15 protein-coding genes are annotated in these 15,330 nt (G+C 69.5%); 7 read left to right on the forward strand and 8 right to left on the reverse strand.

Features of this window, described 5'->3' with window-relative positions:
• Positions 1–83: 83 nt before the first annotated feature.
• The 4 genes from ACFVYR_RS04110 (at position 84) to ACFVYR_RS04125 (ending at position 3,760) form a co-directional block, all read left to right on the forward strand.
• Positions 84–980, forward strand: coding sequence for a chitosanase (locus tag ACFVYR_RS04110; protein WP_384248289.1), 897 nt, complete (start codon positions 84–86; stop codon positions 978–980).
• A 185-nt stretch (positions 981–1,165) separates the two neighbouring features.
• Complete coding sequence (locus ACFVYR_RS04115) at positions 1,166–2,122, forward strand: hypothetical protein (protein WP_384248290.1); 957 nt, start codon at positions 1,166–1,168, stop codon at positions 2,120–2,122.
• A gap of 18 nt (positions 2,123–2,140) precedes the next feature.
• Positions 2,141–2,569: a DUF4440 domain-containing protein gene (locus ACFVYR_RS04120; RefSeq protein ID WP_384248292.1), complete on the forward strand. Its 429-nt coding sequence runs from the start codon at positions 2,141–2,143 to the stop codon at positions 2,567–2,569.
• A gap of 258 nt (positions 2,570–2,827) precedes the next feature.
• Complete coding sequence (locus tag ACFVYR_RS04125) at positions 2,828–3,760, forward strand: hypothetical protein (protein WP_384248294.1); 933 nt, start codon at positions 2,828–2,830, stop codon at positions 3,758–3,760.
• Between the two features lie 81 nt (positions 3,761–3,841).
• On the opposite strand, the gene ACFVYR_RS04130 is transcribed toward ACFVYR_RS04125, so the two are convergent.
• From ACFVYR_RS04130 to ACFVYR_RS04165, 8 genes are all read right to left on the reverse strand, one after another.
• A complete protein-coding gene (locus tag ACFVYR_RS04130; protein WP_384248681.1) occupies positions 3,842–5,197 on the reverse strand; it encodes a nucleobase:cation symporter-2 family protein in 1,356 nt (451 codons plus the stop codon).
• A 339-nt stretch (positions 5,198–5,536) separates the two neighbouring features.
• Positions 5,537–6,937, reverse strand: a complete 1,401-nt coding sequence (locus ACFVYR_RS04135) for an 8-oxoguanine deaminase (RefSeq protein WP_384248295.1) — start codon at positions 6,935–6,937, stop codon at positions 5,537–5,539.
• Positions 6,938–6,986: 49 nt separating this feature from the next.
• A complete protein-coding gene (locus tag ACFVYR_RS04140) occupies positions 6,987–8,429 on the reverse strand; it encodes a nucleobase:cation symporter-2 family protein (RefSeq protein ID WP_384248297.1) in 1,443 nt (480 codons plus the stop codon).
• 65 nt (positions 8,430–8,494) lie between these two features.
• A complete protein-coding gene (pucL, locus tag ACFVYR_RS04145; protein ID WP_306337172.1) occupies positions 8,495–9,427 on the reverse strand; it encodes a factor-independent urate hydroxylase in 933 nt (310 codons plus the stop codon).
• Between the two features lie 5 nt (positions 9,428–9,432).
• Complete coding sequence (uraH, locus tag ACFVYR_RS04150) at positions 9,433–9,840, reverse strand: hydroxyisourate hydrolase (protein WP_384248298.1); 408 nt, start codon at positions 9,838–9,840, stop codon at positions 9,433–9,435.
• Positions 9,837–10,379 (reverse strand): 2-oxo-4-hydroxy-4-carboxy-5-ureidoimidazoline decarboxylase, encoded by a 543-nt coding sequence (gene uraD, locus ACFVYR_RS04155; RefSeq protein ID WP_384248300.1) that lies wholly within the window; start codon positions 10,377–10,379, stop codon positions 9,837–9,839. Before uraD ends, uraH begins: the two co-directional genes overlap by 4 nt.
• 171 nt (positions 10,380–10,550) lie before the next feature.
• Positions 10,551–10,928 carry a helix-turn-helix domain-containing protein gene (locus ACFVYR_RS04160; RefSeq protein ID WP_384248302.1) on the reverse strand — a complete coding sequence of 126 codons (378 nt, stop codon included), beginning with the start codon at positions 10,926–10,928 and terminating at the stop codon, positions 10,551–10,553.
• Positions 10,925–11,203, reverse strand: coding sequence for a hypothetical protein (locus ACFVYR_RS04165; RefSeq protein WP_355805625.1), 279 nt, complete (start codon positions 11,201–11,203; stop codon positions 10,925–10,927). Before ACFVYR_RS04165 ends, ACFVYR_RS04160 begins: the two co-directional genes overlap by 4 nt.
• Positions 11,204–11,329: 126 nt before the next feature.
• Between ACFVYR_RS04165 and ACFVYR_RS04170 the strand changes: the two genes are divergently transcribed.
• From ACFVYR_RS04170 to ACFVYR_RS04180, 3 genes are all read left to right on the forward strand, one after another.
• Positions 11,330–12,169, forward strand: a complete 840-nt coding sequence (locus tag ACFVYR_RS04170; protein ID WP_384248303.1) for a TIM barrel protein — start codon at positions 11,330–11,332, stop codon at positions 12,167–12,169.
• A gap of 44 nt (positions 12,170–12,213) precedes the next feature.
• Positions 12,214–13,104 (forward strand): 2-hydroxy-3-oxopropionate reductase, encoded by an 891-nt coding sequence (locus tag ACFVYR_RS04175; protein WP_384248304.1) that lies wholly within the window; start codon positions 12,214–12,216, stop codon positions 13,102–13,104.
• Positions 13,105–13,350: 246 nt separating this feature from the next.
• On the forward strand, positions 13,351–14,808 hold the full coding sequence (locus ACFVYR_RS04180; RefSeq protein WP_384248305.1) for a catalase: 1,458 nt from the start codon (positions 13,351–13,353) through the stop codon (positions 14,806–14,808).
• The last annotated feature ends 522 nt before the right edge of the window (positions 14,809–15,330 follow it).

Genomic DNA, 15,330 nt, shown 5'->3' on the forward strand with positions numbered 1-15,330 from the left:
ACGGGTATACGTCATCCCCAATCTCTGGTAGGAAACTTTCCTAACAGACGCGGAACCGTGAACTCCCCTACCTGGAGGCCCTCGTGGAGACCCCCCACATACGCCCGCGCACCACCGACACCCCCCGTAACAGCTCCCGCCGCAAACTGCTCACCTTCATGGGCGCCGCGGCCGTCGCGGGCCCGCTCCTCGCCACGCAGACGGCGAACGCGACCCAGACCTCGTCCCGGTCCACCTCGCCCCGGCCCACCGCCCCGCGGATCTCCGCGGGCGGGCTCGACGACCCGGCGAAGAAGGAGATCGCGATGCAGATCGTCTGCAGCGCGGAGAACTCCTCCCTCGACTGGAAGAAGCAGTATCGATACTGCGAGGACATCGACGACGGCCGCGGCTACACCGCGGGCATCATCGGCTTCTGTTCCGGCACCGGCGACATGCTCGACCTGGTCGAGCTCTACACGCAGCGCAAGCCGGGGAACGTCCTGGCCAAGTACCTCCCGGCGCTGCGCCGGGTCGACGGCACCGACTCGCACGACGGCCTCGACCCGAACTTCAAGCGCGACTGGGAGCGGGCCGCCGACACCGACGCGGAGTTCCGCAAGGCGCAGAACGACGAGCGCGACCGCGTCTACTTCAACCCCGCGGTCAAGCAGGGCAAGACGGACGGCATCGGCGTCCTCGGCCAGTTCTGCTACTACGACGCGATCGTCATGCACGGCGACGGCGGCGACTCCACCAGCTTCCGCAACATCCGCAAGCGTGCGCTGCGTTCGGCCAAGCCGCCGGCCCAGGGCGGCGACGAGGTGACGTACCTGAACGCCTTCCTCGACGCGCGCGTCTGGGCGATGAAGCAGGAGGAGGCCCACGAGGACACCAGCCGGGTCGACACCGCGCAGCGGGTGTTCCTGAAGAAGCGGAACCTCAACCTGGACACGCCGCTCGACTGGAAGGTCTACGGGGACCCGTACCACATCGGATGAGTCGGACGCGCGGGGCGCCCTCGGCGTCCCGCGCGCCCGCGCCCCCTCTTGCCTCTTCCCTCTCACCCCTTGCCTCGCGGTGGTTGAACTGGGTACGGTCCCCGCCAACTTCCCGTCTACGCGCGTCATCACAGCCGTCCCTGCGTTCGACCTGCGCTCGATCCGCACCGAGGTGAGAGATCTCCATGTTCCTCCGTACGACCACGACCGTGCTGACCGCGACAGCCGCCCTCCTGTCGGCGGGCGGCCTCACGGCGTCCGCGGCGCACGCCCCGAGCGGCGGCTGGCAGAAGGTCGGCGACGACATCAGGTCCGGCATCAGCGGGCTCGCCGTCACGAGCGGCGGCCACCGGCACGGGCGGACGGACGCCGTCGTCGTGCGCGACAACAAGAAGCCCGGCGAGAACCGCGTCGCCCGGCTGACCTACCGCCCCGGCGCCGACGGTGACCGCTCCACCGCCACCCACGTCACACCGCTCGCCTGGGCGGGCACCGCGGAGCCCGTCGACCTGGAGGCGATCGAGGCGGTGCCGGGCGCCCACGACGAGTACGTGGCCCTGGCCAGCCGCGGCCTGGTCTACCACCTCAAGGCGTCCGGGTCCGGGGTCGAGGTCCTCGACACCTCCCCGCTCCCCGGGATAGCCGACGGCGACGACTACGAGAGCTTCGCGCTGACCTCGCGGCACGGAAAGATGGCCGCGGTCTGGGCGGACCGGGGCGCGGGCAAGAAGCGTCCTGCGACGCTGCACGCCGCGCCCTTCTCCTTCAACCAGTACGGCGAGGCCGACTTCGGCCCGGTCGCCACGGCCCGGCTCCGCGCCCCCTACCCGACCGGTGACGTCCGGCACGCCTCGGACATCTCCGTCACGCCCTCGGGCCGCCTCGTGATCAGCTCGGCGTCCGACGCGGGCGACGACGGCCCCTTCGCCTCGGCGGTCCTGAACGCGGGCAAGCTCTCCGTGAGCCGCTCCGGCACGGTGCGGCTGTCCGTCGCCAAGTCCCCCGTGGTCGTACGGAAGTTCAAGGGCGTCAAGATCGAGGCGGTCGAGTGCGTGCCGGGCGCCGGCGGCAGGGCCGTGCTCGGCACGGACGACGAGAACGCGGGCGGCTCGGTCAACTCCGCGCCGGTGTGCGGGAAATAGGGGTGTTACGGTCCCGGCATGTCCGAGATCGAGATACCCGAGGCCGAGCACCCCAAGGCCGAAATCGACGCACTGACCGCCGAGTTCTTCGGGGCCTTCGACAACCGCGGCGGCAAGGCCGCGGACGTCGCCAGGATCCGTCGGCTCATGCTGCCCGGCGGCGTGATCGTCGTGACGGGACCGCGGTACGCGGCCTACACCGTGGAGGAGTTCATCGAGCCCCGCGAGCGGCTGCTCGCCGAAGGACGTCTCGTCGAGTTCGCCGAGTGGGAGGTCTCGGAACGCACCGACATCACCGGCGACATCGCGTGCCGGTTCGGCGAGTACGCCAAGGCGGGCGTCATGGACGGCGAGCCGTTCGAGGGCGGCGGCACGAAGACGATGCAGTTCGTCCGCACGCCGGAGGGCTGGCGGATCGCCGCGTTCTCCTGGTACGACCACCCCTGAAGGCGGCCGTTCAGCCGAGGCTCGGGGTGGTCCGGGAGGACGTGATCCGCCAGGTCCCGTCCTCCTTCACCAGCACGTGCGTGAGGCGTCCCACGGAGGCCCCCTGCGGGCTTCCCCGCGCCGCATCCTCGGACCTCAGGAACACGTGAGGTCAAGCGATCGGACCACGAGGACTGCACGCGATGCTGCCCTTCGGTTCCTGGCCCTGACGGGGGTCCTGAGGGCAGAGTGGGTCGCTCTGTACCTGGAGGAGTCCCGTTGCGCGACCATGACCACGCCGCAAAGCACGACGCCGCGAAGGCGCGGACCGCGGCCCGCAGACCCGCGGCCCCGGCCGACGCCCCGCTCCACGGGCTCCTCGCCCTGCAAGGGTCGGCGGGCAACGCGGCCGTCGTCCAGATGCTCCGCAAGGACGGCCGCGCCGGGGAGCAGGAGCAGCACCGGCACGGGGCGGGCTGCGGCCACCAGCAGGAGGAGCGGCCCGCGGTGCAGCGCGCGCCCGGCCGGGACCCCAACGCGATGGACGTCGACGCGCGGGACTTCTCCGACGCCGAGGAGCTGTCGGACGGCGGGATGGACTCGGAGGCGGACGAGTACGACTACGCGACGTTCATGGCGGAGCGCGGCAAGTACCCGCGCGAGACCACGCCGACGCCGCAGCCCGCGGTGGGGTTCGGGGAGAGTACGTACGGCCCTGATCCCGGCAAGGTGAAGTCGATGCGCGAGGACAGGAAGCAGGGTCGCCCGCTCCCACCGTTGCGCTACCGCAAGGACAACGAGCTGCTTTACCGGTGGGACAAGCGGACGCCCGACGAGATCCTCGGCAAGGGGTTCGACGCCTGGAACGAGAAGCTGCCCGCCAGCCTGCGGCACTACCAGAAGCTGCTCCAGAAGACCGGTTTCGTCAGCACCACCCGCTCGCCGGGCGGGTACGTGCCCGACTGGGCACGGCAGCCCGACGGCAGCGGCTACCGCTATGTGATCAGTGCTCCCGGCGGCATCGACCTGGTGGACACGCTGGGCACCACGGCCTTCGTCCAGCAGCAGGAGGTCATCTTCTGGCGTGGCATGCAGGCCGGCCACATCCTGCGTGCGGAGTTGTGCGACAAGAACGGCAACATCCTCAAGGTGATCCCGGCCGGTGGCGGTGCGGCGCCGGATCAGGCGGACGCCATGGACATCGACAGCTGAACAGCGGCCCCTCGCACGGCACTCGACCGCGCGAGGGGCCACCGCCCCGGAGGAATTCGGACCGGGTAGGTCGCCGGTGGCTCAGTGCGCCACGGCCTGCCCCGGCACGCGCGTCTCGGCGATCTCCCTGCCGGGCTCCATCGGAGCCGTCACGTCGTCCTCCTCGCGGCCCTTGCCGATGTGGTTGAAGACCAGGTTCAGGAGCACGGCGGCCACGCAGCCCGTCGAGATGCCCGAGTCCAGGATGATCTTCGCGGTCTCCGGGAACGCGTGGTAGAACTCCGGCGCGGCGATCGGGATCAGGCCGACGGCCAGCGAGACGGCGACTATGAGGACGTTGTTGTCCCGCTCCAGGTTGGCCTTGACCAGCGTCTGGATGCCGCTCGCCGCGACCGAGCCGAAGAGCACGACGCCCGCGCCGCCGAGGACCGGGCGCGGCACGACCGCGATCAGTGAGGCGGCCATCGGGCACAGGCCCATCAGGACCAGGAAGCCGCCGCCGGCGGCGACCACGTAACGGCTGCGGATCTTCGTCATCGCGACCAGGCCGATGTTCTGCGCGAAGGCGCTGCACATGAAGCCGTTGAAGAGCGGGCTGAGCGCGGAGCCGAGGGTGTCGGCGCGCAGTCCGGCCGCGATGGTCTTCTCGTCGGCGGGCCGCTCCACGATCTCGCCGAGGGCCAGCATGTCGGCCGTCGACTCCGTCATGGAGACGACCATGACGACGCAGAGGGAGACGATCGCGGCGGCCGCGAACTGGGGGGCGCCGAAGTGGAACGGCGTCGGGAAGCCCACGACGTCCGCGTCGCCGATCGGGCTGAAGTCGGTGGCGTCGAAGGGGATCGCGATGACGGTGCCGATGACGAGGCCGAGCAGGACCGCGATCTGCTTGACGAAGCCGGTGGTGAAGCGGCGAAGGAGCAGGACGACGACGAGGGTGAGGCCCGCGAGGCCCAGGTTCTTCATGGAGCCGTAGTCGTGGGCGCCGGGGACGGGTCCCTGTGCCCAGCCGAAGGCGACCGGCATCAGTGAGATGCCGATGAGCGTGATGACCGTGCCGGTCACCACGGGCGGGAAGAAGCGGACCAGCTTCGAGAAGAACGGGGCGGCGATGAAGCCGAGCACGCCCGCCACGATCACCGCGCCGAAGATGAGCGGCAGCGCGTCGTCCTTGTTGTCGGTCGATTCGACGACCGCGAGCATGGGCGCGACACCGGCGAAGGTGACGCCGTTGACGAAGGGCAGCCGGGCGCCGATCTTCCAGAACCCGAGGGTCTGCAGGAAGGTCGCGAGGCCCGCGGTGAAGAGGCAGGCGCCGGTGAGGAAGGTGAGTTCCTTGGGCGAGAGGCCGATCGCGGCGCCCACGATGAGCGGCGGCGCGACGACGCCCGCGTACATGGCGGCGACGTGCTGGAGGCCGGTGGTCGCCATCTTCATCGCGGGGAGCTTCTCGTCGACCGGATGTATGGCGGTTCCGCCGTCGCTTCCGGGTGGCTCAGGGGTGGTGCCTTGCTTGGTGAACCTGGGCTGAGTGGCCACTGTGGCTCCTCCGGTTGTTTTCCGGTCCCGGCGGGGCCGCCGGCACTTTTCGCTTCTGGGAGGTGGTGCGTGGTGCAAGGACTTGCTCGGTGTGCAGTTGTGGGAAATGCGCCCAGGTAGTACTGACCGCCCCGGGAACGCGAAGCTTTGGGCCGCGTTCCGGGGCGGCACTTGAGCAGCCCGCTCGGCTGCTCAAGTCCGGTCAGGGGCCGTCCCCCCTGACCGGAGTTCTCGGTGTCAGCTCCCGGCGGCGATCCGCGCGAGCCGCTGTGCCTGGTCCCGCGTGGAGCGGGCGATGGCGTCCTCGTCGGCGTGCAGCAGGCGGCCGTCCTCGACGACCGGCCTGCCGTTGACGAGGGAGAGCGTGACCGGGGCCGCCGCGCCGAAGACGATGGCGGTCACCGGGTCGGCGATGGACGAGTGTCCGATGCCGTCGATCTTCCAGAGGACGAGGTCGGCGAGCTTGCCGGCCTCCAGGGAGCCGATCTGCGTGGCCCTGCCCAGGACCTGCGCGCCGCCGTACGTGCCGAGGCGCAGGGCCTGACGGGCGTTCAGGGCGGCTTCCCTGTGCGCGCCCAGACGGTTGATCAGGAGCGCGTTGCGCAGTTCGGTGTGGAGTTCGCCGGACTCGTTGGACGCGGTGCCGTCGACACCGAGGCCGACCGGGACGCCCGCCTTCAGCATGTCGGGCACCCGGGCGATGCCGGCCGCGAGACGGGCGTTGGAGGACGGGCAGTGCGCGACGCCCGTGCCGGTGCGGGCGAACGCGGCGATGTCGGAGTCGTTCATGTGGACGCAGTGCGCCATCCACACGTCCTCACCGAGCCAGCCGGTCGACTCGAAGTAGTCGGTCGGGCCCTTGCCGAAGAGCTCGTGGCAGAACTTCTCCTCCTCGACCGTCTCGCTGCCGTGGGTGTGCAGGCGTACGCCCAGGCGGCGGGCCAACTCGGCGCCCTGCTGCATGAGTTCGGTCGAGACGGAGAACGGCGAGCAGGGCGCGACGGCGACCTGCGTCATCGCGTCGAAGGACGCGTCGTGGTGCTTCTTGACGGTCTCCTCGGTCGCGGCGAGCGCGCCTTCGAGGGTCTCGACGGCGAAGTCCGGCGGGAGGCCGCCGTCCTTCTCGCTGCGGTCCATGGAGCCGCGGGCCAGGGTGAAGCGGACGCCCATCTCGGCGGCGGCGCGGATGATCGACCCGGAGAGGTCGCCGGAGCCCTGCGGGAAGACGTAGTGGTGGTCCATGGCGGTGGTGACGCCGCCGCGGGCCATCATGCCGAGCGAGCCCTGCGCGGCGGCGTACGTCATCTGCTCGTCGATGCGCGCCCAGGTCGGGTAGAGCGCCGTCAGCCAGTTGAACAGGTTGTGGTCGGTGGCCAGGCCCCGGGTGATCCACTGGTAGAAGTGGTGGTGGGTGTTGATCAGGCCGGGGGTGACCAGGTGGCCGGTGGCGTCGACGCGGCGTACGACGTCGGCGAGGCCCTCGGGGGCCTTGCCCGCGCCGATCGACTCGATCCTGTTGCCGACGACGACCACGTGTCCCGAGGCGTACTCGGTGTCGTGGGCGTCGACCGTGGCGATCGCGGCGTTCTCGATGACGATGCGCTCGACGGCGCCTTCCTGGGTTGCCGATGCTGCCATGGTGCTTCCTTCTCTACTGGTGGCGATGCGAGGTGGGCACGGCATGACCCTAGGAAGATTTGAGTGCCGCGGCAGCGCTCTGCGCGCTGCCACGGGTGCCGAGATGGTGGAAGAACAGGTTGAGCGAGACCGCGACGAGCGCGCCGGCGCTGATGCCGGAGCCGAGCACGGTCTGGGCCCACGCGGGGAACTCCGCGTAGAAGGTGGGCGCGGCGAGCGGGATGATGCCCGCCCCGAGCGACACGGCCACCAGGATGATGTTGGAGCTGTCGTCGAGGCCCGCCTCGGAGAGCGTACGGATGCCGCTGACCGCGATGGAGCCGAAGAGGACGATGCCCGCGCCGCCGAGGACCGGCATGGGCACGACGTTGACGACCGCGCCGAGGACCGGGAAGGCGCCGAGCACGATGAGCGCGCCACCGGCGACGGCGACGACGTAGCGGCTGCGGACCCGGGTCAGCGAGACCACGCCGACGTTCTGCGCGAAGGCGGAGGTCGGGAAGCCGCCGAAGACGGGGCCCACCAGGGTGGCGATCCCGTCGGTGCGCAGGCCGCGGGTGATGGTCCTCCCGTCGGTCTTGCGTTCGCAGATCTCGCCGAGGGCGAGCATGCCGGCCGCGGACTCGGTCATCAGGACGAGCATCACGATGCAGAGCGAGAGGATCGCGGCGGGCTGGAAGACGGGCGTCCCGGCGGCGAACGGGGTGGGCAGCGCGGCCAGCGGAGCCGTCCGTACGGAGGTGAAGTCCGCCATGCCGAAGGGGATCGCGGCGAGTGTGCCGATGAACAGGCCCGCGAGCAGGGCGACTTGCTTGAGGAAGCCGCGGCCGAAGCGCTGGAAGAGCAGGATCACGACGAGCGTGAAGGCGGCGAGCGCCAGGTACCTCATGTTGCCGAACGTCGGGTCACTCTCGTCGCCGCCCTGGGCCCACTTCACGGGCACCGGCATCAGCGTGACGCCGATGAGGGTGATGACGACGCCGGTGACCAGCGGCGGGAAGAAGCGCAGCAGCTTGCCGAAGAAGGGGCCGACGGCGAGGCAGAAGACGCCGGCGACCATCACCGCGCCGTAGATGGCGGGGAGTTGGTCGCCCTTGGCGTTGGTCTCGGCGATGGCGAGGATCGGCGCGATACCGGCCGAGGAGGCGGCGTTCACGAACGGCAGGCGGTTGCCGACGAAGCCCTTGACGCCGAGGGTCTGCAGGATGGTGGCGAGACCGGCGATCAGCAGACCGGCGGCGATGAGCCGGGTCTGGGCGACGGTGTCCAGGCCGCAGGCCTGGCCGATGATGAGCGGAGGGGTGACGACACCCGCGTACATGGCGGCGATGTGCTGGAGCGCGGCGGGGACGAGCCGCGAGGGGTGGAGCTTCTCGTCCACCGGGTGACAGTCGGCAGTTGACGCCTTGTCAGCTATGTCCCTGTCAGCTATGTCCGATGGGGTGGAACACGGGCCTTCGGCTGCTGCCGGCCCCTGTGCAGGCTGTGCCATTGCGGATGTTCCCTCCGGTGTGGCGCCCCCGCCCACTGCGGTGGAGCGGGGGCGCGCATCCCGCGTCAGAGGTTGGTCATGTCGACCGGGATCTTCGGCTCGACGCCGTCCCGCAGGATCGTGGCCTCGATGAGGCCGTACGGGCGGTCGGCGGCGTAGTAGACGGCTCCGTCCTTGGCGGCGTTGTCGAGGCCGAAGGGCGAGAGGTCCTGACGGAAGTGGTGCTTGTTGGGCGCGGAGAAGCGGATCTCGTCGATCTCGCTGCGGTTGTTGATGACCCGCGAACCCATCTGGTACAGCGTCTGCTGGAGCGACAGCGAGTAGGTCTCCACGAAGGCGTGCAGGATGTGCTTCTTCGCCTGCTCGTAACTCCGCTCCCAACTCGGCATGCGCTGCTCGTCGTTGGTCCAGTTGTGCCGCCACCAGGTGGACAGGGAGGTGGCGAGGATGCGGTCGTAGTCTTCCTGGAGCGTCGTGTACTTGTCCTTGATGTAGCCCCAGAACTCGGAGTTCGTGGAGTTCATCACGGTCAGGTCCTTCAGACCCGAGAGGACCTCGAAGTTCTCGCCGTCATAGGTGATCTGGGCGAGCCGCGTCTCCTGGCCCTTGCGGACGAAGGAGTGCTTGACCTCGTCGGCGCCTATGAACTTGGAGTTGCTGTCGGAGCCGCCGATGCGCTCCCAGCTGTACTCCTCGATGCGGATGCGCGCGCGGTGGATCGAGGGCTGGCTGTCCACGAAGTGCCGGGCGAGGTGGATGCCGTACTGCTCGGCGGACTCGATGCCGTATTCCTTGGCGAACGCGAAGCAGGTGTTCTTCGTCGTGTCCGTCGGCAGGCAGTTGGCGTTCGAGCCGTTGTAGTGGACGTCGTCCAGGTCGCCGGAGAGGGCGACGGAGACGTTCAGGTCCTTGATGTGATGGGTGTCGCCGTCCCGCGTGATCTTAACGACCCGGTTCTCAGCCTTGCCGTACTGGTTCTGTCCCAGAATGGTGGGCATGTCTGCTAGCTCCCTCGGTAAACGGAGTAGCCGAACGGGTTGAGCAGCAGCGGTACGTGGTAGTGCTCGCCCGGCGTGACGGCGAACGTGATCGCCACCTCCGGGAAGAACGCTCCGGTCGCACCGCTGTCCCGATTCGCGGGGGCGTCCTGCTGCGCCTCGGCTTGCTGGTTGTTCTTGGTCAGGAAGTACGCCTCGGTCTCGAAGTCGAGACGTACGTGTGTGACACCTTCCGGCAGCGCCGGGAGGTCCTTGCAGCGCCCGTCCGCGTCGGTCGCGCTGCCGCCGAGCGCCAGCCACTCGGCGTCCGGGCCGCTGCGGGCGCACAGCGAGATGGCGACGCCCTCGGCGGGGCGTCCGACGCTGGTGTCCAGGATGTGCGTGGACACCGAGGCGGTCGTTTCCGTGCTCATGCGGCTTCCTCTTCCAGGAGGCGGGTCAGGCGGATGCGGTTGATCTTGCCGAGTTCGGAGCGGACGATCTCCCGCTCCTGTTCGGGCGAGTTGCCGATCCGCTCCTTGACCGCGTCCCGCATCTGCTCGCCGGTGCGACCGGTGGCGCAGATCAGGAAGACGTGTCCGAACTTGTCCTGGTAAGCCAGGTTCAGTTCGAGCATTTCGGTCTTGAGCTCCTCGGAGGCACCTGCCATGCCCCGCTGCTCGCGGGACGAGGTCGGGTCCCCGGGCTTCGGGCGCCCGATCGGCGGGTGCCCCGCCATCGCCTCGGCGAGATCCTCCGCGGTGAGCTCGGCCATGGCGGCGTCGCTCGCGGCGAAGAGGGCTTCGACGGTGTCGTAGGGGCGCTGGGAGAGCAGTTTGCTTCCCCAAGCCGAGGAGGCGCAGGCCTCGTGGAGCGCGGCGGTGGCCGCGGCCTCCTCCAAGGTGTTGAACCGGGTGAGACCCGCGGGGGGTGTGGGGGCTTCCCCCGCAAAGCGCTGTGTACTCGAAGTCACGGGGAGCCTCCGTGGCCTTGTGCTGGACGGGCTGCGGAACAGCTAAGACCTTCAACAACGCAGCGTCAACACTTTGTTGAAATAACTTGAACAAAGAAACCGCCACCCGCGATACGGGTGACGGCTCGGCGGCACAGAGTGACGGACGTGAGGGCCGGGGCCACTCCCGGACTACTCGCTCCTGGCGGCGTTCTCCCTGTTGAGGTAGTTGTACACGGTGAAGCGGCTGACCCCCAGGGCGCCCGCCACAGTCTCCACGCCGTGCCGGACGGAGAACGCGCCGCGCGCCTCCAGGATCCGCACGACCTCCTGCTTGGACTTGCGGTCAAGCTCCGAGAGGGGACGGCCCTGCTTGCGCTCAAGGGCGAGCAGGATGTGGTCGAGGGAGTCGGCGAGCTGCGGCAGCCGCACGGCCACCACGTCCTCGCCCTCCCAGCTGAGGACCACATCGTCGGTCCCCGCCTCGTCGGGCGGCACCATCTCGCCGCCCATGGCGTCCACCAGCGGCTTCACCGCGGCGACGAAGGGGTCGTCCCCGAAACCGGTCACTTATCCGCCTCCCCCGGGTCCGCCGGACCGCCCGGCTCGCCGATCACGTTGACCTGGAGCGAGACGCGAGTGGCGCCGGCGCCCAGGGACCGGCGCAGCATGGCGTCGACGGCGGTCAGCACCGCGTCGACGTCCCCCTCCGCCGTATTGCCGAAGGGACCTACGTCCACGGCGTCCAGCGGGGCCCCCTGTATGACCTCGCGGGCCACCAGCGCATGCGCGGGTGCCTCGTCGAGATCGAAGGGTTCGGTTGTGAACTCCACTCTCAATCGCACGCTCAACAACCTAACGCCGCCGCTCGAATTTTCGGCAGTCCCCTCTTGACAGCTTCCGCAGATCGGAGGCAGTCTTCCATCAAGCAGAAATGAACTTCCGCAATACGGAAGGAGCGCGGAAGCCCCATGGGATACTCCGACCAGCGCTTCAATGTGAACCTGTCGATCCTCTTCACCGAGCTCCCGCTCCTGGAGCGCCCCGCGGCCGCCGCGAAGGCGGGCTTCGGCGCGGTCGAGCTGTGGTGGCCCTGGGTCGACGCCCCCACCCCCGAGCAGTCCGAGCTCGACGCCCTGAAGAAGGCGATCGAGGACGCGGGCGTGCGGCTCGTGGGCCTGAACTTCTACGCCGGGCAGCTGCCGGGCCCGGACCGCGGCGCCCTGTCGATCCCCGGCGAGGAGAGCGAGAAGTTCCGCGCCAACCTCGCGGTGGCGGCGGACTTCGCGAAGTCCCTCGGCTGCACGGCGCTGAACGCGCTGTACGGCAACCGCGTCGACGGCGTGGACCCGGCCGTCCAGGACGAACTCGCCCTGGAGAACCTGGTGCTCGCGGCCCGCGAGGCCGACCGCGTCGGCGCGATCCTGCTGATCGAGGCGCTGAACGCCCCCGAGTCGCCCAAGTGCCCGATCGTGAGCGCCCCCAAGGCGATCGAGATCGTGGACAAGGTGAACGCGGCCACCGGCCTCGGCAACGCCAAGTTCCTGATGGACCTGTACCACCTGTCCATGAACGGCGAGGACCTCCCCGCGGTCATCGAGCAGTACGCGGCCAGGACCGGCCATGTGCAGATCGCGGACAACCCCGGCCGCGGCGCCCCCGGCACCGGCTCGCTCCCCCTCGAGGGCCTTCTCGACCAGCTCAAGAAGGCGGGTTACGACGGGTGGGTCGGCCTGGAGTACAAGGCCGGAGACCGCCCGAGCGCCGAGGCCTTCGACTGGCTGCCCGCCGAGGCCCGCGCCGCGCGCTGAGCGCCAACACCCCGACGTACGACAGCAGTTAGAGAGGCACCCTCATGAGCAACCTTCCCAAGATCGCGTGGATCGGCCTCGGCATCATGGGCTCCCCCATGTCCGAGAACCTGATCAAGGCGGGTTACTCCGTCACCGGCTACACCCTGGAGCAGGACAAGCTGGACCGGCTCTCGGCCGCCGGCGGCACTGCCGCGAAGTCGATCGCGGAAGCCGTCAGGGACGCCGACGTGATCGTCACCATGGTGCCCGCGTCCCCGCAGGTCGAGGCCATCGCGTACGGTCCTGACGGCATCCTGGAGAACGCGAGGTCGGGCGCGCTGATCGTCGACATGTCGTCGATCACCCCGCAGACCTCCGTGGACCTGGCCAAGGCCGCCAAGGAGAAGGGCCTGCGCGTCCTGGACGCCCCGGTGTCCGGCGGCGAGGCCGGTGCCATCGAGGCCGTGCTCTCCATCATGGTCGGCGGCGAGCAGGCCGACTTCGACGAGGCCAAGCCGCTCCTCGACGCCCTGGGCAAGACCATCGTGCTGTGCGGTCCGCACGGCTCGGGCCAGACCGTGAAGGCCGCCAACCAGCTCATCGTCGCCGTCAACATCCAGGCGTGCGCCGAGGCCGTGGTCTTCCTGGAGAAGTCCGGCGTGGACCTGAAGGCCGCGCTCGACGTCCTCAACGGCGGTCTCGCCGGCTCGACCGTGCTGACCCGCAAGAAGGACAACTTCCTGAACCGCGACTTCAAGCCCGGTTTCCGGATCGACCTGCACCACAAGGACATGGGCATCGTCACCGACGCCGCCCGCAACGTCGGCGCCGCCCTGCCGGTCGGCGCGGTCGTCGCCCAGCTCGTCGCCTCGCTGCGTGCGCAGGGTGACGGCGGCCTGGACCACTCCGCCCTGCTGCGCTCCGTCGAGCGCCTCTCGGGCGCCGAGCTCTAACCACCCGGAGCTCTCCCACGAACTTCCGGGCCGCGGTGGCGCTGACACCTGTCCTGTCGCGCCCAGGCGTCGCCGCGGCCCGGAACCCTCTGCCATGCCTCACGCCTCATCCTCACGCCCCATGCCGTGAACAAGACCCACTCAAAAACTTCAACAAACTGTTGACGTAGCTGCTCAGGGCTCCATACGCTCCCGAACACCGTCGTCAGTCGAAGCAGTTCCGTACGGAAGGTCAACCCCGCCACCATGTCGAAGCGTGTGCTCACGACCGAGTCCGGCGCCCCCGTCGCCGACAATCAGAACTCCGCCACCGCCGGCGTCGGTGGCCCGATCCTCCTCCAGGACCAGCACCTCCTGGAGAAGCTGGCCCGCTTCAACCGTGAGCGCATCCCGGAGCGCGTCGTGCACGCCCGTGGCTCCGGCGCGTACGGCTACTTCGAGGTGACCGACGACGTCACCGGCTTCACGCACGCCGACTTCCTCGGCGAGATCGGCAAGCGCACCGAGGTCTTCCTGCGCTTCTCGACCGTGGCCGACAACCTCGGCGGCGCGGACGCCGTCCGTGACCCGCGCGGCTTCGCGGTGAAGTTCTACACCGAAGAGGGCAACTACGACCTCGTCGGCAACAACACCCCGGTGTTCTTCATCAAGGACCCGCTGAAGTTCCCCGACTTCATCCACTCCCAGAAGCGCGACCCCTTCACGGGCAAGCAGGAGCCGGACAACGTATGGGACTTCTGGGCGCACGCCCCCGAGGCCACGCACCAGGTCACCTGGCTGATGGGCGACCGCGGCATCCCCGCCTCGTACCGCCACATGAACGGCTACGGCTCGCACACCTACCAGTGGACGAACGCCAAGGGCGAGGCCTTCTTCGTCAAGTACCACTTCAAGACGAACCAGGGCATCCGCTGCCTCTCCGCCGAGCAGGGCGCCGAGATCGCGGGCAAGGACCCCAACTCGCACCAGACGGACCTGCTCCAGGCCATCGAGCGCGGCGTGAACCCGTCCTGGACGCTGCACGTGCAGGTCATGCCGGCGGCCGACGCGGCGGACTACCGCTTCAACCCGTTCGACCTCACCAAGGTGTGGCCGCACGCGGACTACCCGCTGCAGCGCGTGGGCCGACTGGTCCTCGACCGCAACCCCGACAACGTCTTCGCCGAGGTCGAGCAGGCCGCCTTCTCCCCGAACAACTTCGTTCCCGGCATCGGCCCCTCCCCCGACAAGATGCTCCAGGGCCGCCTGTTCGCCTACGCGGACGCGCACCGCTACCGCCTGGGCGTCAACCACACCCAGCTCGCGGTCAACGCCCCCAAGGCGACCAAGGCCGACAACTACGGCCGCGACGGCCTGATGGCGTCCAACGCCTACGGCCGCGACCGCAAGAACTACGAGCCCAACTCGTACGACGGCCCCGCCGAGACCGGCCGGCCGCTGTCCGCGCCGCTCGCGGTCGCCGGCTACACCGGCACGCACGCGGCCGCGACCCACACCAAGGACGACGACTTCTACCAGGCGGGCGAGCTGTACCGCCTGATGTCCGAGGACGAGAAGTCGCGCCTGGTGGCGAACATCGCCGGCGGCCTGTCCCAGGTCTCCCGCGACGACGTCATCGAGAAGAACCTCGCCCACTTCCACGCCGCCGACGCCGACTACGGCAAGCGCGTCGAGGAGGCCGTCCGCGCCCTGCGCGAGGACTGAGCGAGTAACTCCCAGGCTGCGCCGGTGAGTTGACGGGAGGTCGACTCACCGGCGCTGAGCCCGAGCCGATGTCACGGACCCGGATGAGGGGTGGTACGTGACGCGGCCGGGCAGGCACGGTCCGCGGCGGCTCTGCGAGCCAGTGCGGTGGTCAAGGTCCGACGGCTTCCTTCTCGACCTGAGGGGAGGAAACCCCCGGTCCAATCGCAGCCGCCGCGGTCCCGGCCGACGCCCCCTTCGGGGCCCACAGACTCCGCCCGGCAGCGCGTATGCATGTTCCGCCAGTCGCGCGCGGTCGGGCGGTCACAACTCCACAGCCCCCACAACTCCACAGCCCTACAGGCCCTTTCGCGGCCCCCAGGGCAGCAGAGCCGGAGCGGCGAGCACGGGACGGTCCCCGTACTCGCCGCTCTTTGGCGTACGCGCGCACCCACTCCCCCTACCGCACGGGTTTACCCCGACTCCACCCTCGGTTTGACGCGCGCGACCGCACCCGCCCTCTACGTTCTGGTGCGAGCCGCA

The sequence above is a fragment of the Streptomyces sp. NPDC058284 genome (assembly GCF_042881135.1).
In the GTDB taxonomy this organism is placed as follows: Bacteria; Actinomycetota; Actinomycetes; order Streptomycetales; family Streptomycetaceae; genus Streptomyces.